The sequence below is a fragment of the Cellulomonas sp. HZM genome (assembly GCF_000708885.1).
Classification (GTDB): domain Bacteria; phylum Actinomycetota; class Actinomycetes; order Actinomycetales; family Cellulomonadaceae; genus Cellulomonas.
Map to the genome: position 1 here is coordinate 1 of NZ_JEOE01000006.1, position 23,123 is coordinate 23,123.

Below are 23,123 nucleotides of genomic sequence, written 5' to 3' on the forward strand. Positions count from 1 at the left end.
CTTCGGTGGCGGTCGCGGATCGGGTCACGGGGGCGGTGGCGGGTACGGGGTGCGGGTCAAGGCCGTCGGCGTCTACGTGGTCGACGACTCCGGCGTGCACTGGCGTCCCGCCGTCGACCTCAACAGGGTCATCGCCGGAGGTCAGCTGGTCGGTGCCGTCGCCGTCTCGTCGCTGGCGCTCGCGTGGGCGGTGCGCGGCGTCGCGTCCGCCCTCCGTCGCGGCTGATCGGCGGCCGATCCGCGGTCCGATCCACCGGCCGATCCACGGTCCGGGCCGCGGCTGGGCGGCGGTGGAGCGGCGGTCCAGGCCGCGGCCGGGCTCGACCTGGAGGTCAGGCCGCGCGCAGGCGGAGCTCGAGGCCGTCGACACGCTCAGCGACGACCGGGTCGGCCGCGAGCGCCGCGTTGACCTCCCCGAGCACCGCGTCGAGCGCGGCCCGGTCCAGTCCCGCGACGAGCGTGACGACGACCGCGACCTCGGCACGCGTGCCGGGGACGGCGTCGGCGGCCACGACGTGCGGCACGGGAGCGAGCGCGGCGGCGACCGCGGCGCGCACGTCGTCGGCGACCGCCCCGCCGAGGACCGCAGGCCGCCACGGCTGCTGCTGCGCGAGCGCCCACACCGCGGGCCGCGGCAGCTGCACGGTCACCGGGCCCCCGGGGTCGACCACGAGCAGCGACCACCCCTCCTGCACCGACGACAGCGCGGCTCGCTCGAGCGCCGTGGGGACCGGGCGGGCCGAGGCGCGCCAGCGCGTCATCGTCTCGACCGACGTGAACACGGGCAGCGCGGTGCGGCCGTCGGGCGTGCTCAGCGCGACGATCCCGGCGGACGCCTCCTTGTCCACGGCGTGCTCGTGACCGCCGTGGAGGACGGTCTCGGCCACCTCGAGCTCCGCGAGCACGGGGACCAGGACGCGCGTGCCCGGCAGGGCGGCGACGAGGTCCGCGACGTCACCGCTGCCGGCGGCGATCGCGGCGAGCGCAGCGGCGACGGCGGGGTCGGCCGAGCCGTCGTCGGACGCGAACGGCGACGACGGCGGGAGCTCGCGGCCCGCCACGGTCAGGGGCGCCCGGCGACGTCCAGCGCCTCGGGCAGCGTGAACGCGCCCGCGTACAGCGCCTTGCCCACGATCGACCCCTCGACGCCGATCGGCACGAGCGTGCGCAGGACGCGCAGGTCGTCGAGCGAGGAGACGCCACCCGACGCGACCACCGGGGCGTCGGTGCGCGAGCACACCTCGCGCAGCAGCTCGACGTTCGGTCCGCGCAGCGTGCCGTCCTTGGTCACGTCGGTCACGACGTAGCGCGAGCAGCCCGCGACGTCGAGGCGCTCGAGCACCTCCCACAGGTCGCCGCCCTCCTGTGTCCAGCCGCGCGCCGCGAGGGTGGTCCCGCGCACGTCGAGCCCGACCGCGATCTGGTCGCCGTGCTCGGAGATCACGCGTGCGGTCCACTGCGGGTCCTCGAGCGCGGCGGTACCGAGGTTGACGCGGGTCGCTCCGGTCGACAGGGCGCGGGCGAGCGACGCGTCGTCGCGGATGCCGCCCGAGAGCTCGATCTTGACGCCCTTCGCCGCGAGCTCGGCGGTCACCTCGGCGAGCAGCGGCGCGTTGGATCCTCGTCCGAAGGCCGCGTCGAGGTCGACGAGGTGGATCCACTCGGCACCACCGGTGTGCCAGTCGAGCGCAGCGGCCAGCGGGTCGCCGTAGCCCGTCTCGGATCCGGCCTCCCCCTGGACGAGTCGGACGGCCTGGCCGTCGGCGACGTCGACGGCGGGCAGCAGCTCGAGGCGGTCGGACATGCGGGGCGTTCTCCAGTCGGTCGGGGGGCTGCGCGCGCAGCACCCGGTCAATCCAGCGGGGGGAGCCGGTCAGTGCAACGGTCAGTGCAGCGACGTCAGCCAGTTGGTGAGCAGCTGCGCACCGGCGTCGCCGGACTTCTCCGGGTGGAACTGCGTGGCGGACAACGGGCCGTTCTCGACGGCCGCGACGAACGGTCCGCCATGATCCGACCACGTGACGAGCGGCGCCGTCAGCGGCGACTCGGACGGCACGTCGTCGGACAGCGGGAACGAGCGCGCGGCGTACGAGTGGACGAAGTAGAACCGCTCGTCGGCGAGGCCGTCGAACAGCACCGTCCCCTGCGGCGGAGTGACCGTCGCCCAGCCCATGTGCGGGACGACGGGTGCCTCGAGGCGGTCGACGACCCCGGGCCACTCCCCCAGCCCGTCGGTGCGGTCGCCGTGCTCGACACCCTCGGCGAACATCACCTGCATCCCGACGCAGATGCCCAGGACCGGACGCCCACCGGCGAGCCGGCGGTCGACCACCTGGTCCCCGCCCACGGCGCGGAGCCCGGACATGACGGCCGCGAACGCGCCCACCCCGGGGACGACGAGGCCGTCCGCGTCGAGCGCCGCCTGCTTGTCGGCCGTCAGCGTCACGTCCGCGCCGACGCGCTCGAGCGCGCGCACCGCGGACCTGACGTTGCCGAAGCCGTAGTCGAGGACGACGACGCGCGCGGGGGTGCTCACGCCGACCAGGCTACCGGCGGCCCCGTGCCCGACCGGCCGGGGTCCCGGCGGGCGAGACACGAGCGCAGCGAGCGCCACGAGCAGCTCGAGCACAGGAGCGCACGAGCGCGCCGGCGCGGGCTCAGTGGCCCGCGAGGCCGTGGCGCCGCACCCTGCGCACGCCTCGCAGCGCCGCCGCGGGCAGCGCGAGCCGCGCGTAGCGTCGCGCGAGCGCACGCCGACCCCCGACGGGGGGCCGCACCCGGACCGGACCGAGCGGCGGAGCGCCCGGGCCGGTCAGCTCGGCGAGCACGCGCGGGAGCTCGGCCGGCTCGGGGTGCAGGTAGTTGTCGACGAGCCACGCGGGGTCGGCGTCGAAGAACCGCGCCGCCTCGACGTCGCGCAGGGTCCCCACGAGGCCCGAGCCCTCGTAGACGGTCGTCAGGTTGTCGTCACCGAGACCGAAGTCCGCCACCACGAGCCCGCGCAGCCCGAGCGCGAGCGCCTCGAGCATCGCGGTCGAGCTGACGGTCACGAGGGCGGTGCCCGGCTCGAGCTGTGCCGCGAGCGGTCCCGCGTCCCAGCGCAGCGGTGCGTCGTCGCCCGAGCGGCGCCACATCTCGTCGTACGGGTACGCCTCGTCGTGCGTCTGCGCCTGCCCGGCCCACGCGCGCACCTTGACCACGACGTCCAGGTCCGGCCGGGTGCGCGCGAGCTGCCCCAGGGACCGCAGCACCGCCAGACGCTGTCCGGGGGCGCGCGGGAACTTCGCCTGCGGTGCGAACACGACCCTGCGCAGCGGGGCGTCGTCCGGTCCGTCCGCTCCGGCGTCGAGGAACGGCAGTCGGTCCAGCGCCCACGTCGGGCGCACGCCGATCTCACGCCCGACCCGGTCGAACTCCGTCCGCTCGTGCCGCGAGTGGACGACGAACACGTCGGCCCCGGCCCGGAACTCGAGCGCACGGGCGGTCGCCGGGATCGACATGCCCGGCAGCCCCGTCACGACGACCGGCCGGTACGGCAGCGCCACGAGGACGCGCATCAGCACCTCGGCGGCCGGGCCGGTCGTCGCCACGAGCACGGCGTCCGGGCGCGTGCGCCGCAGGCGCGCCGCGAGGCCCACCACCGAGTGGTCGTCGACGACGCGACCGGCCCACCCGGTGCCCGCCAGCGCCGCGGTGGCCTGCACGTCGTCGGGCCGCACGGGCGTGCGCAGCACGACGAGCTCGCGGCGCGGCACGGACCCGAGCCGGTCGAGGGTCGCCGCCGCCCACTTCAGGTACGAGTCCGAGTCGGCGACCGCCAGGATGCTCGCGACGCCCGGCACGCTCACCGGGCCGCACCGGTGACGACGGCGGCGTCGTCGTCGGCGTCCAGTGCCGGGAGCACCTGCGCCGCGAGCCCCATCATCCACGCGTGCTCGTCGTTCGCGTGCTCCGCGAGCGCGTCGAGCGCCGCGTCCGGGTAGCGCCGGACGGCCAGCCCCATGCGCTCGTGCGCGTAGAAGAGGCACGACGACGTCGCGCCCACCACGAGCGCGGGAGGCGCACCCGGGTCGAGCAGCACCTCGACGGGCAGCATCGGCTGGTCCTCCCACACCGTGAACCGTGGGTCGTCGGCCCAGCGCTCGCCCCAGACCTGGGCCCCGGCGCGCGGGTGCGGTCGCACGACCACGCGGTGGCCGTCGGCGAGCAGCGCCTCGATCACCTGGTCGTTGACGGCGCGCTCGACCTCGGCGACGAGCGCCCGCGGTCGCAGGTGGTCGGAGAAGTTCTGCGTCACGAGCAGCACCTCGTCGGGCGCGAAGGCGCGATGCTGCGCGCCGAGCACGCGTGCCCAGCGCGGGTAGTCGATCGCGTACGCGCCGACGCGGACCTGCGGGAAACGGATCCGCGGGACGTCGGCGAGCACCTGGGCACCGTACTGCGCCGGCACGGGGACGCCACGGAGCATGAGGTCGACCGTGCTGAGGGCCGAGACGTGCGCACCTTGCGCGCAGTCGCGGCCGGTCACACGGTCGACGAGCCCGTCGTCGCGCAGCCGGATCGACTTGGGGACGTAGGAGCCGACACCGTCCTCGAAGAGGTGCAGCGGCACGCCCGGGAACGCCTCGTAGAGGTACTTCTGCGCGCGCGCGGACATGTACGCCGCGACGTAGACCTCGTCGGGCACGCCGCCGCACGCGTCGCTCAGCGCCGCCGCGAACCCGCGCACGGACGCGGCAGACGGCTTGTCCGCGTAGACCTGCGCGTAGGCCACGGAGATGTCGGCGACGGTCGCGAAGCGTCCGGTGCCGCGGCACATCTCGACGAGCCGTGCGGCGAATCCGTCCGCCCCCGTCGTGGAGTGCACGAGAGCCACCAGCCGGGCGTCGGCGCTGCCGTCGGCCAGCACGTGCTCTTGCCTGTGCGGCTGCCCGTCTCGCTGCCCGTTCGCGTCCCACAGGGAGAGCACGGCCATGAGCTGCATCGGGCTGTTGAAGACCATCGCGACCACCGCGCCGCTCACGACCTCGTCGACGACCGGCTGCGGCGCCTCGATCGTCGCCTCGATCGTCGACTCGGTCGTCGCCGGGGTCACGAGCACCGGCGCGCGGCGCCCCCGCAGCGCGCGGGCCCGACGAGCGAGCGACCTGCGCGCGCGCCGGGCGATCCCTCGGCCCCTGGTCCGGGGCGACGCGCGGACGCCCGCCTGCTCGTCGTGGTCGACCGCCCGCGAGGACCCGCCGGTCGGCGACACGACGGGCACGGCGGTGGCGGCCTGCGCTCGGGCGCGGGCCGCCGCGCGCCGTGCCGCAGCGCGCACGTGCAGCGCATACGAGGCCTCGTGCGCGGGCGCGCCGACGACGCGCAGCAGGTCCCGCGACGCGAGCGCGGGCACGACGTCTGCCGCGAGCACCACCCGCACGGGCGGTGCGCTCACCTCGGCGACCCCCAGCCCGACGCGCACCCACGGTGCCGCCGCCTCGAACGTCTCGACCAGATCGGCGCCCGTCTCGAGCTCGACGCGCGTCACGGGGCCGGCCGACGACAGCCGTGCGACCTCGGCCCGCCACGACCGGGCGCCTCGGGGCACCGCGCGCACCACGACGTGGCTCGCGTCGGCGCCGCGCTCGACCACGGCGCGCTCGGGTCCGAGGCCGTGGTGCATCGCTTTCGGTCCCGTCGTCGGTCCCACCGTCGGGCCCGTGCCCAGCCCCGCGTCGCGCGCGAGCGTGGCCAGCACCTCGTCGAACCTGGGCCGGAACCGCGCCTGCGACAGGTCCTGCTGGTAGCGACACGCGGCGGTGTCGCCGAGCGAGCGGGCCCAGCCGGGCTCGTCGGCCACCCGCTCCACGAGCGCGGCGAGCGCGTCGACGTCCCCGGCGTCGAAGAACGCGGCGCTCGCGTCGTCCACCATCTCCGGGACCCCGCCCGCGCGCGTCGTGAGGATCGGGGTGCCGACCAGCATCGCCTCGAGCACGACGAGCGGCATCGCCTCGGTGTGCGACGCCAGGACCATCGCGTCGCACGCCGCGAGCATCTCGAGCGCACGGTGCTTGGGCAGCTCGCCGACGAGCGTCACGACGTCACCGAGACCGGCGAGCTCGATCGCTGCGGCGAGCTCCTCGCCGTACTCGCGCTCGCGCGGGCGCCCCACCAGGTGGAGCCGGACCTCCAGGTCGGGTCGGCTCGCACGCACACGGCGCACCGCCTCGACCACCTCGGCCTGACCCTTGCGACGCTGCAGCGTCCCGACGACGACGAGGTCGGTGCCGTGCTCGGGCAGTCCCGCCGCGGCCCGCAGGTCTCCCCGCTCACGGCCCAGCAGCGTCGCGGTGACCCACTCCTCCTCGGCGCACGTGTTGGGGAGCACGAACAACGACGAGTCCTCGAGACCTGCGTACTCGACCCACAGGTCCCGGCTGCGCCGCGACACGAACACGAAGCCGTCCTGCGCGGCCATGAGCACGTCGCGCACGTGCCGGCGGTTCCACACGTCGTGCGCGTAGAAGTCGAACGCCGCGGGCTCGTCGTGCATCACGGCGACGCGGTGCGAGCCACGGTGCTCGGGCAGGTACGAGCCGCGCAGGTGCGACACGAACGAGCCGAGCCCGTTGACGAGGTGCAGGCGCGGGTCGCGACGCCGGTACTCGTTGACCTGGCTGGTGTAGGCGAGACCGTCCCCCGGGTAGGTCGCGGCCATCGCGTTGCCCAGCACGAGCGTCGACCACGGGCTGCGGGCGAGGCCCGCGAGGTAGGCACGGTCGGTGAACGCGATGCCGGTGTCGAGCTTGCCGAGGTAGCTCGTCAGGTACGCGATGTCGTACGTCTCGTCGATCGCGGGCCCGTCGACGAGCAGCGGTGGTGCGTGCATGCGCCGAGGATGCCCGCCCGCGAGATCGACCGACCACGCCCGCACGCTCGGCGCGGGCCAATGTTCACCTCACGTTCGGCCGGTCGTCAGTCACGGCATCCGGACGTGGCCATCGCGTCACCTGGCCCTCCTAGTGTCCAGCCACCGGCACCCCGCCGGCGCACCCACGTCCCGGAGGACCCGCGTGAAGAACGTCCGGCGCCATGCGCGCCGCCTCGCCTCGACCGGTGCCCGCCGCGCCGCCGGGACGCTGCCCCACCTGCGGCTGAACCGGCACTACGCCGACGTCGCGGCGCAGGTGTCTGCCGCGGGCATCGGCGTCTCGGCGAGCTCGCAGCTCCAGCGCATCTCGCTCACGCAGGCGGTGCTCGCGCACTCGCAGGCGCTCGCCCAGATGCGACGCGCGACCGCGCGGTCGCTCGCGGTCGAGTCCGGGATCAAGCCGTGGCACGGCGCCTCCCCGGCACTGTTCACGACGCTGCTCGAGGTCGCGCGCCAGGCCCAGGCCGCGGGTGAGGACGAGCTCGCGGCCGACGTGTACCGCCTGCTCGTCGACTCGCGCCCGCGTTCGCAGGGTTCGTGGCGTGGGCTCGCCGGTGCGCTCGACGCGACGGGCGACTACGCCGGGGCGCGCGCCGCCGCCGAGCGCTACCAGCAGCTCACCGGGACGCCGCTCGACCTCCCGAACGAGGCCGCACGCTCGTGGGCCGCCGACACGGCCCTCCTCGACGCCGAGCTCGACCGGCTCGCCCGCACCGCTCAGCCCGCGGACTCGGACGACGAGCCGGCGCGCGACGACATCACCGGGACGTGGGTCGAGGCCGAGCGGATCGCGGCGCGCGACGGGATCGGCGCCGCGCTGCCGGTCTTCGCGCGCGCTCTCGTCGCTGCGCGGACCGCCCCGACGTCGACGGGTGCGGGGTTCGGGGCGGCGTACGACGCGCTCGTCGCGCGCACCGTCGCGTCGGGCGGCCCCACGCGTGAGCTCGCGCCGCTCGTCGACGCCGTCAACGCCGCGCGTCGACCCGTCGCGCACGGACGCCTGACCGGCGAGCAGGCAGCCGCCCTGCGCACGCTCGACCTGTCCGGCCTGCGCCAGTACCTCGCCGGGCGGTCGGTGTGCCTCGTCGCCAACTCGGCACGACTCCTCGAGCACCGCGTCGGCGGCTTCGTCGACGAGCACGACGTCGTGATCCGGTTCAACTCGTTCGCGCTCGACGCACCGCACACGGGCACGCGGACCGACGTGCACGCCACGATCCACCTGCACGGCTTCAACTGGTCGGTCCCCGTGGACGTCCGGCTGGTGTTCAGCGGCAAGCGCGACCTGTGGCGCTCGTCGGTCGTCGCGAACGTCGACCCCGACGCCCAGACGTGGCTCGGCGACGAGTCGCTGCGCTGGCCCGCGCTGCAGCTCTTCTCGCCCGAGGAGCGCGCCCGGTTCAAGGTGCCGACCACGGGGTTCAACACGCTGCGCCTGATCGACTTCCTCGACGTGAGCACGGCGATCGACCTCGTCGGCTTCGACTTCTACGACGGCGGGGCCCACCGCCTGCCCGAGGCGATGCACCTGCCGGTCGCCGAAGCCCACAGCTACTCCGCCGAGCGCGACTGGGTCATGGGACGCGCCGTCGCCGCCACCGACATCACGATCAGCCTGAGGTGACCCGGATGACTCCCCGCGACGCGTTCGTCTCGTTCGTCGACGACACGTACTTCCCCGGCTTCGTCGTGCTGCTCAAGAGCCTGACGCTGATCAACCCGCACCTCGACGCCGACGTCGTGGTGCTGCACGACGGCCTCGCACCGGCGAACGTGTCGCGCGCGCTCGCGCTGCGCCCCGACCTGCGGTTCGTGCGCGTCGGCACGCAGCGCTACGAGCGCTACGCCAAGGGTGACGCGTCGAACTACCTGTACACCAAGGCGTACTACATCCTCGACGCGTTCCGTCTGCCCGGGTACCGCCGCATCGTCACGCTCGACACCGACATGGTGGTGGTGGACCGTCTCGACGAGCTGCTGAGCGTCGACGCGTCGTTCGCGGCGGTCCCGCAGCTGTTCGACTCCGACGGCGGGCGCAAGCTCAACTCCGGTCTGCTCGTGTTCGACGAGACGTACACCGACGGCACGTTCGCAGACCGGCTCGACGAGATCGGCGAGAGCGGCGCGTACGAGCTCGACCGCCACGACCAGGGTGTCATCACGGCCGCGCTCGAGGGCGACTACGTGCGCCTGCCGCGGCGGTACAACTGGGTCAAGCGCGCCACGCGACGCGGTGGTGCGGCCCCCGACGACGTCGCGATCCTGCACTTCACCGGGCGCTACAAGCCCTGGGACGGCGGCGAGCACGGGTACGCGCGCCTCGAGGCCCACTGGCACCGGTTCGACCTGCCCGACCGCGACTTCCTCGCCGCGGTCGGCGCGCTGGCAGCACGCGGCGAGGTGGCGAGCGCCACGCTGGCCGCGCACGCCGAGCGCTTCGTCGACGACGCGGCGCCCGAGGTCCGCGGGCCCGCCGCGGCGCAGCGCGAGGCCGCCGCGCGGCGTGCGGCCGGGGACTTCGCGGGGGCCGTCGACGTGCTCGAGGGGCACGCGCTCGAGGCCCGCCGGCTCGACGCCGGCTACGCGCTGGACCTCGCGTCGTCGTACCGCGCGGTCTCCCGGTACGACGACGCCGCGACGCTCGCGAGCACCGCGCTGACGACGTCACGGGCGGCCGACGCGCACCTGTCGCTCGCGGAGACCGCGTGGGTCGTGGGTGACCTCGCAGGAGCGCGAGAGCACAGCACCGAGGCCCTCGCGCTCGACCCGCTGCGGCACAAGGCGCGCCTCGTGCACGCACGCTCCCTGCGGTCGACGCCCGACGCCGACGTCGTCGCGACGAGCACACCGGGCGGGGTGACGCTCTCGCACGCTGCGTTCTACGTCGACCCGCTCGGCAACTTCGGGGACGTGCTGCTGCCGCCCGCCGTGCGCGAGGTCGCCAACCACGTGCGTGGCGTCGAGCGGTGGCAGGGCGTGCACGTGCACCAGGTCTTCGACGACGCCGCGGTCGACGCGGTCAACGCGACGAGCGGGCTGCTCGTCGGCGGCGGCGGGCTCTTCCTGCCCGACACCTCGCCCAACGGCACCTCGGGCTGGCAATGGAACGTACCCGCCGCGTCGCTCGACCGGCTCGAGGTGCCCCTCGGACTGGTCGCCGTCGGGTACAACCTGTTCCCCGGCCAGGAGTTCGTCGGCTCGACGTTCCGGCGCTCGCTCGAGCACGTCGTCGACCGCGCCTCGTTCGTCGGGCTGCGCAACACCGGGTCGATCGAGCGCGTGCGCGACCTGCTGCCGTCCACGCTCGCGGACAAGGTCACCTACCTGCCCTGCCCGACGACCGTGCTGGGCGTGCTCGACGGGACCCCGTACGCACAGCCGCGCAGTGCGAGCGGACGGGACGTGGTGTACCTCAACGTGGCGTACGACCGCTCGGCGCTGCGGTTCAAGGACGACTACGCCCGGTTCCTCGCCGAGATCGACGCGTTCGTACGAGCGCTGCAACCCGTCGCCGACGTGCGTGTCGGCGCGCACACGATCCCCGACGAACGCATCGCCGTGGACCTCTTCCGTGAGCACGGCACGCGTGTCCCGGTCGACAGCTTCTTCCGGCTCGGGATCGAGGCGACCGTGCCGCTGTACCGCGACGCCGCACTCGTCGTCGGCATGCGCGGGCACGCGGGGATGATCCCGTTCGGCCTCGGCACGCCCATCGTGTCGCTCGTCTCGCACCCCAAGCTGCGGTACTTCCTCGAGGACGTCGGTCGACCGGAGTGGGCCGTGGAGGTGTCCGAGAAGCACCTCGGCGCGCGGCTCACCGAGCTCGCGACCGACGTGCTCGGCGCTCAAGGACGCTACAGGGCGCAGGTCGAGCAGGCGCGCTCGGCGCTGTACGAGACGACGGTCAAGGCGCTCACCCCGTTCCTCGGGACGTTGTAGCCGCCCGTCGGCCCGGTGTCAGCGGCGGCGCCGGGCCGACGACGCGAGGATCCGCGTCGCACGCCAGCGCGACATGCCCACGCTGGTCACGACGCCCTCGACGTCGCCGACCGCGCGCGAGCCGAGCAGCAGGTCCTCGAGCACGAGGGGGCCCTGCGCGAGCACGAGCCCGCCCGGCACCTGCTCGCCCTCGGCCCCGTCCGTCCAGCGCGCCGCCGTGATCGCCTCGGCGCGGCGCTCGAGCAGCACGACGGGCACCGCGCGCAGCAGCTGGGACACCGCGGTGGCACCCTCGCGCGAGGCCGCGGGGTCGCGCAGCACGGCGATCGCACCGTCGGCCGATGGGACGACGTCGACCTCGACCCCGGCGAGCGCGCACGCTGCGGCGAGCGGCTCGGCGACCGCGACCGGCGTGACGACGAGCGCCACGCTCGGGGCCTCGTCGGCCGGCGCGAACAGCGACGACAGGTCGTCGGGGACGACGATCTCGTCGTCGGGGCCGTCGGTCACTAGAGCGCGCCCTTGGTGGACGGGATCCCCTCGACGCGCGGGTCCAGGGCGACCGCGAACCGCAGCGCACGCGCGAGCGCCTTGAACTGCGCCTCCACGATGTGGTGCGGGTCGCGGCCGGCCAGCACGCGCACGTGGATGCTGAACGCCGCGTGGTGCGCGATCGACTCCAGCACGTGCCGCGTGAGCGACCCCGTGAAGTGGCCACCGATGAGGTGGAACTCCTGGCCGGGCGGCTCACCCGTGTGCACGAGGTAGGGCCGGCCCGAGACGTCCACGACGGCCTGCGCGAGCGCCTCGTCGAGAGGCACGGTCGCGTCGCCGAACCGCGAGATGCCGCGCTTGTCGCCCAGCGCCTCGCGCAGCGCCTCGCCCAGCACGATCGCGACGTCCTCGACCGTGTGGTGGGCATCGATGTGCGTGTCGCCGGTCGCCTGCACGCGCAGGTCGATGAGCGAGTGCTTGCCCAGCGCCGTGAGCATGTGGTCGTAGAACGGGACGGTGGTCGAGATCTCGGTCCGTCCGGTGCCGTCGAGGTCGAGCTCGACGAGCACGCTCGACTCGCTCGTCGCACGCTCGATGCGCGCCGTGCGGCGGGGTGCTGCGGCCACGTCTCCTCCTCGGGCGCGCTCGCGCCGCGTCTCGTTCACAGTCCTGCCACCTCGACCAACGCGTCCTTGAACGCCGCGGTCTGCTCCGGCGTGCCGACGGAGACGCGCAGCCACCCGGCGGGGCCGACCTCCCGGATGAGCACGCCGTGCTCGAGCAGACCCTGCCAGATCGCGCGCCGGTCGTCGAACGTCCCGAACAGCACGAAGTTCGCGTCGGAGTCCGCGACCACGAGCCCTCGCGCGCGCAGCCAGGTCACGAGCGCGTCGCGCTCGTCCCGCAGCGACCCGACCTGCGCCATGAGCTCGGCGCTGTGCGCGAGCGCGGCCCGTGCGACGGCCTGCGTCACGGCGGACAGGTGGTACGGCAGCCTGACCACGCGCAGCGCGTCGACCAGCGCGGGCGCCGCGGCGAGGTAGCCCACGCGCGCACCCGCGAGGCCGAACGCCTTCGACATCGTGCGGCTCACCGCGAGGTGCGGGTGGTCCGCGAGCAGCTCCAGGGCCGAGGGGGTCCCGGCTCGGCGGAACTCGCCGTAGGCCTCGTCGACCACGACGACGCAGCCCCCGGGGACGTGCGCGGCCGCGTCCAGGACCTCGAGCACCGTGCTCGCGGGCAGCGCCGTGCCGGTCGGGTTGTTGGGGCTCGCGAGCAGCACGACGGACGGGGCGTGCTGCTCGATCGTCGCGCGCGCGTGCCGCGGGTCGAGGCTGAAGTCCTCCTCGCGGCGGCCCGTCACCCAGGCGGTCGAGGTGTCGCGTGCGTACTCCGGGTACATCGAGTACGTGGGCGCGAACGACAGCGCGGTGCGGCCGGGACCACCGAACGCCTGCAGGACGTGCAGCATGATCTCGTTGGAACCGTTGGCGGCCCACAGCTGCTCGGGCGTCAGCCGGACGCCCGACTCGGCCTCGAGATACGTCGCGAGGTCGGTGCGCAGACCGAGGAAGTCGCGGTCCGGGTAGCGGTTGAGCCCGCGCGTCGCATCCGCCACCGCCGCGGCGACGTCGGCGACGACCTGCTCGGACGGCGCGTACGGGTTCTCGTTCACGTTGAGCGCGTGCGGCACGTCGAGCTGCGGCGCACCGTAGGGCTCGATGCCCTCGAGCTCCGGGCGCAGCGGCAACCGTGTCGGCGTGGCGGGACGTGCGAGGTCGGCGGTCACGGCACCGAGTCTAGGGACGACATCGTCCGGGGAGCGGGCCGTCTCAGCCCCGCGCGTGCACGCGCGTGTGGGCTGCGAGCCGCGCGATCCCCTCGTCGAGCGAGACCCGTGGCGACCAGCCGAGCGCCGCACGCGTGCGTCGCTGGTCGAACCAGTGCGCGGTCGAGAGCTGCTCCGCGACGAATCGAGTGAGCGGCGGCTCGCCACGCAGCGGAAGGCGCGCCCACACCTCGTCGAGCACCCCGCCGAGGCCACGTGCGAGCCGGGCCGGCACGTGGCGGGTCGGCACCGGAGCACCCCCCGCGGTGCAGATCGCCTCGAGCAGCTCCGCGACCGGGCGCGGCTCGCCGTTCGTCACGACGTACGCCTCGCCGAAGGAGCTCTCGTCCGCCACGAGCGCTGCGGCGAGCGCGTCGACGGCGTTGTCGACGTAGGTCGTGTCGATGAGCGGCGCAGCCGACCCGAGCAGCGGCAACCTACCGGCACGCGCGCGGTCGACGATGCGGCCGACGAGCTGCGTGTCCCCTGGCCCCCACACGACGTGCGGTCGCACCGCGAGCACGCGGAACCCGGGCTCGTCGGCCGCGAGCGCGAGCACCTCTGCGGCGGCCTTGGTGCGCGCGTACGGTCCGCGGGCGAGCTCCGGCTGGGCCGGGCCGGCTCCGACGCCGACCAGCGAGCCGCCGACGTGCGCCACCGACGGGGACGACACCTGGACGAACCGGGCCACGTCCGCCGTGCGCGCGGCGGCGAGCAGCGTGCGCGTGCCCTCCACGTTGACCTGGCGGTACTGCTCGGGCGGCCCGACGATGTCCACCTTCGCGGCGAGGTGCAGCACGTGCGTCGCGCCGTCCACCGCACGCTCGACGTCGGCCTGATCGGTGATCGAGCCGAGCCGGTCCCGGGCGCCGTCGACGCCGCTCGGACGGCGCTGCAGCGTGCGCACGTCCCACCCGTCGTCGACGAGCCGCTGCGCGACCGCGCGGCCGAGCATCCCGCTCGCGCCCGTGACCAGGACCGTCGCGGTACCCGTCACCCGAGCACGTCCTGCGCCCACGCGGCGAGCGCCGTGCGGTCGATCTTCGAGTTGTGCCGCAGGTCCGTCGGCAGCTCCGGCACGACGAGAACCGCCGCGACCGGCACCCCGAGCGGGGCGAGCACGGCGCGGACGGCGGCCACCGTCGTCGCGTCGGCGAGGCCCGGCTTGCGTCGCTCGTCGGGCTCCACGACCACCACGAGCTGCTGCGTCCCCGCCGGGCCGACGCCCACGACGGCCGAGCGCACGACGTGCGGCAGCGCGTCGACGAGGCGCTCGGGCAGCACGGGGGTCACGACGCCGCGGTCGGTGCGGACCACGTGCGCGAGCCGGCCCTCGACCCACAGGCGTCCCGCGTCGTCCAGCCGGCCCACGTCGCCCGTGCGGTGCCAGCCCACGTCGCGGACCGACGCGGCGTGCGTGAACCAGAGCCCGTCGTACCGGTCCTTGAGGTGCGCACCGCCGACGAGCACCTCGCCCACCACGCCCGGCTCGGTCGACGGGAGCCCGTTCGCCTCGCCCTCGGCGTCGAGGGCGCTGATCGCGACGCGCGCGCCCGCGACGGGACGGCCGACGCACACCCCGGGCCCGTCGCCCGCTGCGAGGACCTCGTCGAGGTCGACGTCCGTGACCGGGAGCATCTCCGTCATGCCGTACGGGGTGTGCAGGCTCGCGGCCGGCAGCAGCTCGTGCACGGCGACCAGCAGACCCGTGGGGACCGGGGCACCCGCGGAGAGCAGCGTGCGCACCCCGGCGAGGGCCGACCTCTCGTCGGGCGTCAGGGCGTCCGCCGTGGCCAGCACACCGCCGAGCGCGGCGGGCGACGCGAACACGACCGACCCGTCGACGGCTCGCACGGCCGCCGCGAGCGCACCCGCCGTGAGCGTGCGCGGTGCGGTCACGTCCATGTCGGGGCTCACGCTCGTCGCGCCCAGCGCAGGGCCGAGCAGGGCGAACGGCGCGAACGCCGCGACGAACGGGCGGTCCGCCGCGATGCCGTACGTCGTCGCGACCGCGTCCCGCATCGCCGCGAGCCCGCGGTGCGTGTAGACGACGCCCTTGGCCGGGCCGGTCGAGCCCGAGGTGAACAGGACTGCGGCGTCGGCGTCGGGCGAGGGCCACACGAGCTCGCTGCGCTCACCCGCCTGCTCACCGAGCTCCGCGAGCTCCACGAGCGTCGCGCGCACCCCGAGCGCCGAACGCGTGCGTCGGTGCAGCGGACCGGCCGCCACGAGCGTCGGCGCCCACCGCATCGCACGCGCCGCCATGAGCGCACGTTCGATGCCGACGACGGCCACGGGGTCGGCCGCACGCACCGCTCGCGACAGGGCCCGCACACCGAGCCCGGCATCCGCCACGACCACCACCGCACCGAGCCGCAGGCACGCGTACAGCACGGCCGTCAGGTCGGCTCCCGGGGGCACGAGCACGGCCACGCGGTCCCCCGGCCGCACGCCGATCGAGGCCAGTCCTCGCGCGAGCTGCTCCGTGCGTCGTGCGAGCAGGCGCCAGGAGACCGTGCGCGTCGTCTCGCCCCGCAGCTCGACGAGCGCGGCACCGTCGTCCTCCGCGCGTTCCACGAGAGTGGCGCCGAGCGGACGGCAGGGCTGATCGACGGTGTCGGTGACCGGCGGCTCGGGCGACGCACTCGGCACGCCGGACGCCGGTCCGAAGTGCTCGTCGAGCCACGACATCACCCCGGCCGCGACGTCGTGGTCCTCGATCACCAGGTGACCCGCATCCGGGTACCGGTGCACGTCCGCATGCGGCAGTCGTTCGCGCAGGTCGCGCAGGTAGCGGTCGGAGAAGACGGGGTCGCGTGCACCCCAGGCGAGCAGAGCCGGCACGCCGACGTCCCGGACCCCCTCGGCGATGCGCTCGAGCTCGGCGTGGCTCACGTGCTCGTCGTCGATGGGGATGTCCGCGACGAAGTCTCCGATCGCCGCACGCCGCGCCGCGACCCGGTACGGCGCGCGGTAGGCGGAGCGCACGTCGCGCGGCAGGCGCGGGTGCGCCAGCGCAAGTGTCGTGTCGAGGAAGGCGGTGGTCGACACGGTGGCGCCGTGGCGCAACGGCCTGGCGACCGCGGGCCGGAGCGCAGCCGGGAGCTCGGAGCCCTCGGGCTGGTGGACGGCGGTGTTGAGCAGCACGACGCCCGCGAGCAGGTCGGGGTGGTCGACGGCCCAGCCGAGGCTGATGGAGCCGCCCCAGTCGTGGCCGACGGTCACGACCGGGCCCGTGACGCCGAGCGCCTCGGTGAGCACGGCCAGCTCCGCGACGCGGTCCCCCAGCGTGTGCATGCGGCCCGTGCGCTCCGAGTACCCCATGCCGAGCTGGTCGACCGCGACGACGCGCCACGGTCGCTGCGCGCGCGTCCCCGCCGCGACGAGCGACCGGAACAGGTAGGACCACGTCGGGTTCCCGTGCACGCACAGCAACGTCCCGACGGGCGCGTCGTCGGACGTCGTCGTGAGCACGGCCTGGTTGTCGAGCACGTGCCAGGCACCGACCGGGGTGCGGACCACGCGCGACCACGCCGGGTCGAGACCCGGCAGACCGCTCGGCGCGAGCGACGCCGAGGCGAGCGCGATCGTCACCAGACGATCTCCGTCATCGCCGTGTTGAGGCCCGAGCCCACGCCCATGCACACCACGCGGTCCCCCGTGCTCAGGGAGTCAGCCTCGGCGGCGAGCGTCATCGGCAGCGACGCCGGCCCGACGTTGCCCCAGCGCGGGAACGTCGTCGGGACGCGCGCCTTGTCGAGCCCGAGCGCCTCGACGATCGACCGGGTGTGCACGCGCGAGACCTGGTGGGTGACGAAGCGGTCGGCGCCGCTCCAGCCCCACCGGGGCTCGGCCTCGCGCCACGCGTCGACCACGAGCTCGAGCCCGCCGTCGAGCAGGCCCTGCGGGTCGGTCGACATGCCGTCGGGACCACCGACGCACAGCTCGTGGTGCTGCGTCGCCGCGCGCGAGACACCGCCGAGCAGGCGGTGCCCGCCCGGGTGCTCGCTCGCGCGGCCGAGCACCGCGGCGGCCGCCCCGGCACCGAGCGTCAGCGTCGCGAACTCACGCAGGAAGCCCTCGCGCGTCGCGTCCGGCTGGGTGAGCCGCTCGATCGTGGCCCGCTGCACGGGCTCGGGGTCCTCGCCGTCGACGACCACCGCGTAGTCGATCTGGCCCGCGTCGATGAGCTGCGCGGCCAGGGTCATGCCGTTGACGAAGCCCAGGCATGCGTTCGTGATGTCGAAGTTGAGCGCCGACGACGGCAGCGACAGCCCGTCGTGCACACGGGAGGCCACCGACGGCTCGAGGTGCGTGCGGGTCACCGACGTGTTCACCAGGAGACCCACCGCGGCGGGGTCGACGCCCGACTCGGCGAGCGCCTTCGCGCCCGCCTGGATCGCGGCGTCGTCGAAGCTCGTCGCGCCGTCCCACCAGCGCCGCTCCTGCACGCCCGCGACCCGGCGCAGCAGCCCCTTGGGCAGGCGCAGCCGCCGCAGCGTCGCGGCCAGCTGCTCGTCGAACTGCGTCGACGGCACCGCGACGGGCGCCTCGACGGCGGTCACCGCCAGCAGCGCGACGTCCTTGTGCTCGAACACGGCGTTGGCGCCCATGCACCGCACCCTCTTCCTTCGTGCCTCACGGGCACGCTGGTCCCGCCGTCCTTACCTTGTCCCCCCGACGCCGCTCGCGCACGGCGTGCGGCGTCAGAACCTCGCGCGCACCGCCTCGCCGTGGGCCGGCAGGCCCTCCGCGTCGGCGAGCGCGACGATCCGGTCCGCGACCTGCCCGAGCGCGTCCGCGTCGTACTCGATCACCTGCACCGCGCGCAGGAACGAGTGGACGCCCAGGCCGCTCGCGAAGTGCGCGCAACCGCCCGTCGGCAGGACGTGGTTCGAGCCGGCCATGTAGTCACCGAGCGACACGGGCGAGTACGCGCCGACGAAGATCGCGCCTGCGCTCGTCACCCGCTCGGCGACTGCAGCGGCGTCGACGGTCTGGATCTCGAGGTGCTCCGCGCCGTAGGCGTTCACGACGTCGAGGCCCGCCTCGAGGTCGTCGACCAGCACGATCGCCGACTGCGAGCCGTCGAGGGCGGTCGCCACGCGCCCGCGGTGGAACGTCGAGTCGATGCGGTCGACGAGCTTGGCCTCGACCGCGCCTGCGAGCTCGACGCTCGGCGTGACGAGCACCGCCGCGGCGAGCGGGTCGTGCTCGGCCTGGCTCACGAGGTCCGCGGCGACGTGCACGGGGTCTGCCGTCGCGTCCGCGAGGATCGCGATCTCCGTGGGGCCCGCCTCGGCGTCGATGCCGACGACGCCGCGCACGAGCCGCTTCGCCGCGGCGACGTAGACGTTGCCCGGCCCGGTGACCACGTCGACCGGCTCGCACAGCGTCTCGCCGTCGACCTCCTCGGCACCTGCGGCGCCGTACGCGAACATGCCGATCGCCTGCGCACCGCCGACCGCGTACACCTCGTCGACCCCCAGGAGCGCGCACGTCGCCAGCACCACCGCGTCCGGGAGCCCGTCGCTGTCCTTCTGCGGAGGCGACGCGACCGCGAGCGAGCCGACACCTGCCTCCTGCGCTGCGACCACGTTCATGACCACCGACGACGGGTACACGGCGAGCCCGCCGGGGACGTAGAGCCCGACGCGACGCACGGGGAGCCAGCGCTGACGCACCTGCGCGCCCGGCGCGACCTGCACGGTGAAGTCGTCCGGCCGCTGCGCGGAGTGGACCTCGCGCACGCGGCGGATCGTCTCCTCGAGCGCCTCGCGCACATCGGGGTCGAGGGCGTCGACCGCGGCGGCCACGTCCTGCGCGGCGACGCGCAGACGGGCGGGCCGGACGCCGTCGAAGCGCTCGGCGTACTCGCGCAGCGCCACGGCACCGCGGGTCCGCACCGCGTCGAGGATCGGCGCGACGACGGCTCCGGCGTGCTCGACGTCGACCTCCGCGCGCGGCAGCTCGGCAAGCAGCTCGCGGCGTGACAGCTCACGTCCGCGCAGGTCGATGCGGGAGATCACCTCGGGAGTCTATGCCGCGCGACCCGCGGGCGAAGGCCCGACGACCGCATCGCGGGCACACTGTGAGCATGAGCACGCGCCCCGTCCCCGGCCCCACGACCGTCCCGATCACCGACGACGTCATCCGACTCGGGCAGTTCCTCAAGCTGGCCGGCCTCGCCGACTCGGGCGCGGACGCGCGCACGCTGCTGGAGGACGACGCGGTACGGGTCAGCGGCGAGCCCGAGGCGCGCCGCGGCCGCCAGCTGCGGCGCGGCGACGTCGTCGAGGTGGACCTGCCGACCGGGCGCCGCTCGGTGGTCGTCGGCTGACAGCTGCCCGCGCCGCGGTCAGGACGCGAGGCAGCTCGGTCCGAGCAGCGCCTTCAGGTCGCCGAACAGGGACGGCGAGCGCTCGACCCGCAGCTGGTCGTCGAGACGCATGACCGTGGCCCGCCCTGGCTGCGTGAGCCGCAGGTGGACCTCGGTGACACCCGGGTGCGTCGAGAGCACCTCCTTGAGACGCTCGACGAGCGGGGGCGTGCAGCGCGCGACTGCGAGCGAGACGACCACGGGCGAGTCCGCCGTCACCGAGACGTCGGGCAGCGAGACCTCCATCGCCTGGAGCTGCATCGTCTCGTCGCGCCGGCGCACGCGACCCTTGAGCACGACGACCGTGTCCTCCGCGAGCACGGTCGAGTACGCGAGGTACGTCTCGCCGAAGAACATGACCTCGACCGAGCCCTCCATGTCCTCGATCGTCACCGACGCCCAGGGGTTGCCCTGCTTCGACATCTTGCGCTGCAGCGACGAGACGAGGCCCGCGACGACGACGGTCGAGCCGTCGGGGCGCGCCTCGTCGGCGTTCAGCGTGGCGATCGACACGTCGGCCGCCGCCGCGAGCACGTGCTCGATGCCCGACAGCGGGTGGTCGCTCACGTAGAGGCCGAGCATCTCCCGCTCGAACGCGAGGCGCTGCTTCTTGTCCCAGTCCGGCAGGTCGGGGATGGCGATCGCGAAGCCCGGGTCGTCGTCGCCGCCGAACGCGTCGGCGAACAGGTCGAACTGACCCTCCGCCTCCTTGCGCTTGACGCCGATCACCGCGTCGACGGCCTGCTCGTGCACGAGCAGCAGGGCACGGCGCGGGTGGCCGAGCGAGTCGAACGCGCCGGCCTTGATCAGCGACTCGATGGTCCGCTTGTTGCAGACGACCGCAGGCACCTTGTCGAGGAAGTCGGTGAACGACGTGAAGGCGCCCTTCTCCTCGCGCGCCCGCACGATCGCGTCCACGACGTTCGCGCCGACGTTGCGCACCGCCGTGAGGCCGAACCGGATGTCGGTCCCGACGGCTGTGAAGTTCGCCGCCGAGGAGTTGACGTCCGGCGGGAGCACCGTGATGCCCATGTGCCGGCACTCGCCGAGGTACAGCGCCGACTTGTCCTTGTCGTCGCGCACGCTCGTCAGGAGCGCCGCCATGTACTCGGTCGGGTAGTTCGCCTTGAGGTAGGCCGTCCAGTACGACACGACGCCGTACGCCGCCGAGTGCGCCTTGTTGAAGGCGTAGTCGGAGAACGGCAGCAGGATGTCCCACAGCGTCTGCACCGCGGCCATCGAGAACCCGCGCTCGACCATGCCGCCCGAGAAGCCCTCGAACTGCTTGTCCAGCTCCGACTTCTTCTTCTTGCCCATCGCGCGGCGCAGGATGTCCGCCTGGCCGAGCGAGTACCCGGCCACGCGCTGCGCGATGGCCATGACCTGCTCCTGGTAGACGATCAGGCCGTACGTCGTGCCGAGGATGTCCTCGAGCGGCTCGGCCAGCTCGGGGTGGATCGGCGTGACGTCCTGCATGCCGTTCTTGCGCAGCGCGTAGTTGGTGTGCGAGTTGGCACCCATCGGGCCCGGCCGGTAGAGCGCGCCGACCGCGGAGATGTCCTCGAAGTTGTCCGGGCGCATGAGCCGCAGCAGCGTGCGCATGCCGCCGCCGTCGAGCTGGAACACGCCGAGCGTGTCACCGCGCGAGAGCAGCTCGAAGGTCTTCGGGTCGTCGAGCGTGAGGTCCTCGAGCACGACGGCGTCCTTGCCGTTCATCTCGATGTTCTCGAGCGCGTCGTCGAGGATCGTGAGGTTGCGCAGCCCGAGGAAGTCCATCTTGATCAGGCCGAGGCCCTCGGACGTCGGGTAGTCGAACTGGGTGATGACCGCGCCGTCCTGCGGGCGCCGCATGATCGGGATGATGTCGATCAGCGGAGCGCTCGACATGATCACGCCCGCGGCGTGCACGCCCCACTGCCGCTTCAGGCCCTCGATGCCCTTCGCGAGCTCGACGACGCGCTGCGCGTCGGGGTCGGCGGCGTGGACCTGCCGGAACTCCTCCGCCTCGTGGTAGCGCTTGTCGGCCGGGTCGAAGATGCCCGTGAGCGAGATGTCCTTGCCCATGATGGCGGGCGGCATCGCCTTGGTGAGCTTCTCCCCCATCGCGAACGGCAGGCCGAGCAGGCGCGACGAGTCCTTGAGGGCCTGCTTCGCCTTGATCGTGCCGTAGGTGACGATCTGGGCGACGCGGTCCTCGCCGTACTTGTCCGTGACGTACCGGATGACCTCACCGCGCCGGCGCTCGTCGAAGTCGACGTCGAAGTCGGGCATCGAGACGCGGTCCGGGTTGAGGAACCGCTCGAAGATCAGGCCGTGCTGCAGCGGGTCGAGGTCGGTGATGCGCATCGCGTACGCCGCCATCGAGCCAGCACCGGAACCACGGCCCGGCCCGACGCGGATCCCGTTGTCCTTGGCCCAGTTGATGAAGTCGGCGACCACGAGGAAGTACCCCGGGAAGCCCATCTGCGTGATGACCCCGGTCTCGTACTCCGCCTGCTTGCGCACCTCGTCGGGGATGCCGCCGGGGTACCGCGCGTGCAGGCCGGTCTCGACCTCCTTGACGAACCAGCTCGTCTCGTCCTCGCCGGGCGGGCACGGGTAGTTGGGCATGTAGTTGGCCGAGGTGTTGAACGACACCTCGCACTGCTCGGCGATGCGCAGCGTGTTGTCGCACGCCTGCGGCAGCTCGGACCACGTCCGGCGCATCTCCGCCGCCGACTTCACGTAGTAGCCGGTGCCCTCGAACGCGAAGCGGTTGCCGCCCTGCTCGTAGGTGGGCTCGGTGAGCGCCGACCCGGAGTTGATCGCGAGCAGCGCCTCCTGCGAGCCCGCGTCCTCCTTGCGCACGTAGTGCAGGTCGTTGGTCGCGACGAGCGGCGCGTCGATCGCCTCCGCGAGCCGCAGCAGGTCCTTGAAGACCCGGGTCTCGATGTCGAGCCCGTGGTCCATGAGCTCGACGTAGAAGTAGTCCTTGCCGAAGATGTCCTGCAGCTCGCCCGCGGCCCGCACGGCCTCGTCCCACTGCCCGAGGCGGATGCGCGTCTGCACCTCGCCCGACGGGCAGCCCGTGGTCGCGATGAGGCCCTTGCCGTACCGCTCGAGCAGGTCGCGGTCCATGCGCGGCCACTTGCCCATCTGCCCCTCGAGCGACGCGAGCGAGCTCGCGCGGAACAGGTTGTGCAGGCCCTCGTTGTCACGCGCGAGCAGCGTCATGTGGGTGTACGCACCGCGTGCCGAGACGTCGTCCGACTCCTGGCCCTGCTGGCCGAAGCGCACGCGCGTCTGGTCGAAGCGGCTGGTGCCCGGCGTGACGTAGGCCTCGATGCCGATGATCGGCTTGATGCCGGCCGCGGTGGCCTTGGACCAGAAGTCGAACGCCCCGAACAGGTAGCCGTGGTCGGTCGTCGCGATCGCCGTCTGACCGACCCGCTCGACCTCTGCGAACAGGTCCGGCAGGCGCGCCGCGCCGTCGAGCATCGAGTACTCGGTGTGGACGTGGAGGTGGACGAACGACGAGTCCGCCGGGGTGCTGGTGCTCGCTCCGCCGGGTGCCATGCGAGGAGTCTAGG

General features: G+C 74.0%; 17 protein-coding genes. 4 read left to right on the forward strand and 13 right to left on the reverse strand.

What is annotated here, in order from left to right; all coding sequences use genetic code 11:
• Positions 1-226 (forward strand): hypothetical protein (locus AW16_RS18570; protein WP_034648152.1); only part of this gene is annotated, 226 nt, incomplete at its 5' end.
• 106 nt (positions 227-332) lie between these two features.
• Here AW16_RS18570 and AW16_RS0105185 read toward each other — a convergent pair.
• From AW16_RS0105185 to AW16_RS17550, 5 genes are all read right to left on the reverse strand, one after another.
• Positions 333-1,061 (reverse strand): SseB family protein, encoded by a 729-nt coding sequence (locus AW16_RS0105185; RefSeq protein WP_029288698.1) that lies wholly within the window; start codon positions 1,059-1,061, stop codon positions 333-335.
• 2 nt (positions 1,062-1,063) lie between these two features.
• Positions 1,064-1,804, reverse strand: coding sequence for a bifunctional 1-(5-phosphoribosyl)-5-((5-phosphoribosylamino)methylideneamino)imidazole-4-carboxamide isomerase/phosphoribosylanthranilate isomerase PriA (gene priA / locus AW16_RS0105190; RefSeq protein WP_029288700.1), 741 nt, complete (start codon positions 1,802-1,804; stop codon positions 1,064-1,066).
• An 81-nt stretch (positions 1,805-1,885) separates the two neighbouring features.
• Positions 1,886-2,536, reverse strand: a complete 651-nt coding sequence (gene hisH / locus AW16_RS0105195; RefSeq protein WP_029288701.1) for an imidazole glycerol phosphate synthase subunit HisH — start codon at positions 2,534-2,536, stop codon at positions 1,886-1,888.
• Between the two features lie 121 nt (positions 2,537-2,657).
• Positions 2,658-3,848, reverse strand: coding sequence for a DUF6716 putative glycosyltransferase (locus AW16_RS0105200; RefSeq protein WP_029288918.1), 1,191 nt, complete (start codon positions 3,846-3,848; stop codon positions 2,658-2,660).
• Positions 3,845-6,871: a glycosyltransferase gene (locus AW16_RS17550; RefSeq protein WP_051681682.1), complete on the reverse strand. Its 3,027-nt coding sequence runs from the start codon at positions 6,869-6,871 to the stop codon at positions 3,845-3,847. The genes AW16_RS0105200 and AW16_RS17550 overlap by 4 nt, the downstream gene beginning before the upstream one ends.
• A gap of 184 nt (positions 6,872-7,055) precedes the next feature.
• Between AW16_RS17550 and AW16_RS17555 the strand changes: the two genes are divergently transcribed.
• Both AW16_RS17555 and AW16_RS0105215 read left to right on the forward strand, forming a co-directional pair.
• Positions 7,056-8,537 (forward strand): glycosyltransferase family 29 protein, encoded by a 1,482-nt coding sequence (locus tag AW16_RS17555; protein WP_051681683.1) that lies wholly within the window; start codon positions 7,056-7,058, stop codon positions 8,535-8,537.
• A gap of 5 nt (positions 8,538-8,542) precedes the next feature.
• On the forward strand, positions 8,543-10,852 hold the full coding sequence (locus AW16_RS0105215; RefSeq protein WP_051681684.1) for a glycosyltransferase: 2,310 nt from the start codon (positions 8,543-8,545) through the stop codon (positions 10,850-10,852).
• Between the two features lie 18 nt (positions 10,853-10,870).
• Here AW16_RS0105215 and AW16_RS0105220 read toward each other — a convergent pair whose 3' ends face one another.
• The 7 genes from AW16_RS0105220 to hisD all read right to left on the reverse strand — a co-directional run bounded on the left by AW16_RS0105220 (position 10,871) and on the right by hisD (position 19,204).
• A complete protein-coding gene (locus AW16_RS0105220) occupies positions 10,871-11,362 on the reverse strand; it encodes a hypothetical protein (protein ID WP_029288707.1) in 492 nt (163 codons plus the stop codon).
• Positions 11,362-11,973 (reverse strand): imidazoleglycerol-phosphate dehydratase HisB, encoded by a 612-nt coding sequence (hisB, locus tag AW16_RS0105225; protein ID WP_029288709.1) that lies wholly within the window; start codon positions 11,971-11,973, stop codon positions 11,362-11,364. The genes AW16_RS0105220 and hisB overlap by 1 nt, the downstream gene beginning before the upstream one ends.
• A gap of 35 nt (positions 11,974-12,008) precedes the next feature.
• On the reverse strand, positions 12,009-13,136 hold the full coding sequence (locus tag AW16_RS0105230; RefSeq protein ID WP_029288711.1) for a histidinol-phosphate transaminase: 1,128 nt from the start codon (positions 13,134-13,136) through the stop codon (positions 12,009-12,011).
• 43 nt (positions 13,137-13,179) lie between these two features.
• Positions 13,180-14,172 (reverse strand): NAD(P)-dependent oxidoreductase, encoded by a 993-nt coding sequence (locus AW16_RS0105235; RefSeq protein ID WP_255347051.1) that lies wholly within the window; start codon positions 14,170-14,172, stop codon positions 13,180-13,182.
• Positions 14,169-16,769, reverse strand: a complete 2,601-nt coding sequence (locus AW16_RS0105240; RefSeq protein WP_029288715.1) for an alpha/beta fold hydrolase — start codon at positions 16,767-16,769, stop codon at positions 14,169-14,171. The genes AW16_RS0105235 and AW16_RS0105240 overlap by 4 nt, the downstream gene beginning before the upstream one ends.
• A complete protein-coding gene (locus tag AW16_RS0105245; protein WP_029288717.1) occupies positions 16,766-17,788 on the reverse strand; it encodes a 3-oxoacyl-ACP synthase III in 1,023 nt (340 codons plus the stop codon). Before AW16_RS0105245 ends, AW16_RS0105240 begins: the two co-directional genes overlap by 4 nt.
• A gap of 93 nt (positions 17,789-17,881) precedes the next feature.
• Positions 17,882-19,204 (reverse strand): histidinol dehydrogenase, encoded by a 1,323-nt coding sequence (gene hisD / locus AW16_RS0105250; protein ID WP_029288718.1) that lies wholly within the window; start codon positions 19,202-19,204, stop codon positions 17,882-17,884.
• A 68-nt stretch (positions 19,205-19,272) separates the two neighbouring features.
• Between hisD and AW16_RS0105255 the strand changes: the two genes are divergently transcribed.
• A complete protein-coding gene (locus AW16_RS0105255; RefSeq protein WP_029288720.1) occupies positions 19,273-19,515 on the forward strand; it encodes an RNA-binding S4 domain-containing protein in 243 nt (80 codons plus the stop codon).
• An 18-nt stretch (positions 19,516-19,533) separates the two neighbouring features.
• Here the strand turns inward: AW16_RS0105255 and dnaE are convergent, their stop codons facing one another.
• On the reverse strand, positions 19,534-23,109 hold the full coding sequence (gene dnaE / locus AW16_RS0105265) for a DNA polymerase III subunit alpha (RefSeq protein ID WP_029288722.1): 3,576 nt from the start codon (positions 23,107-23,109) through the stop codon (positions 19,534-19,536).
• Positions 23,110-23,123 lie beyond the last annotated feature (14 nt).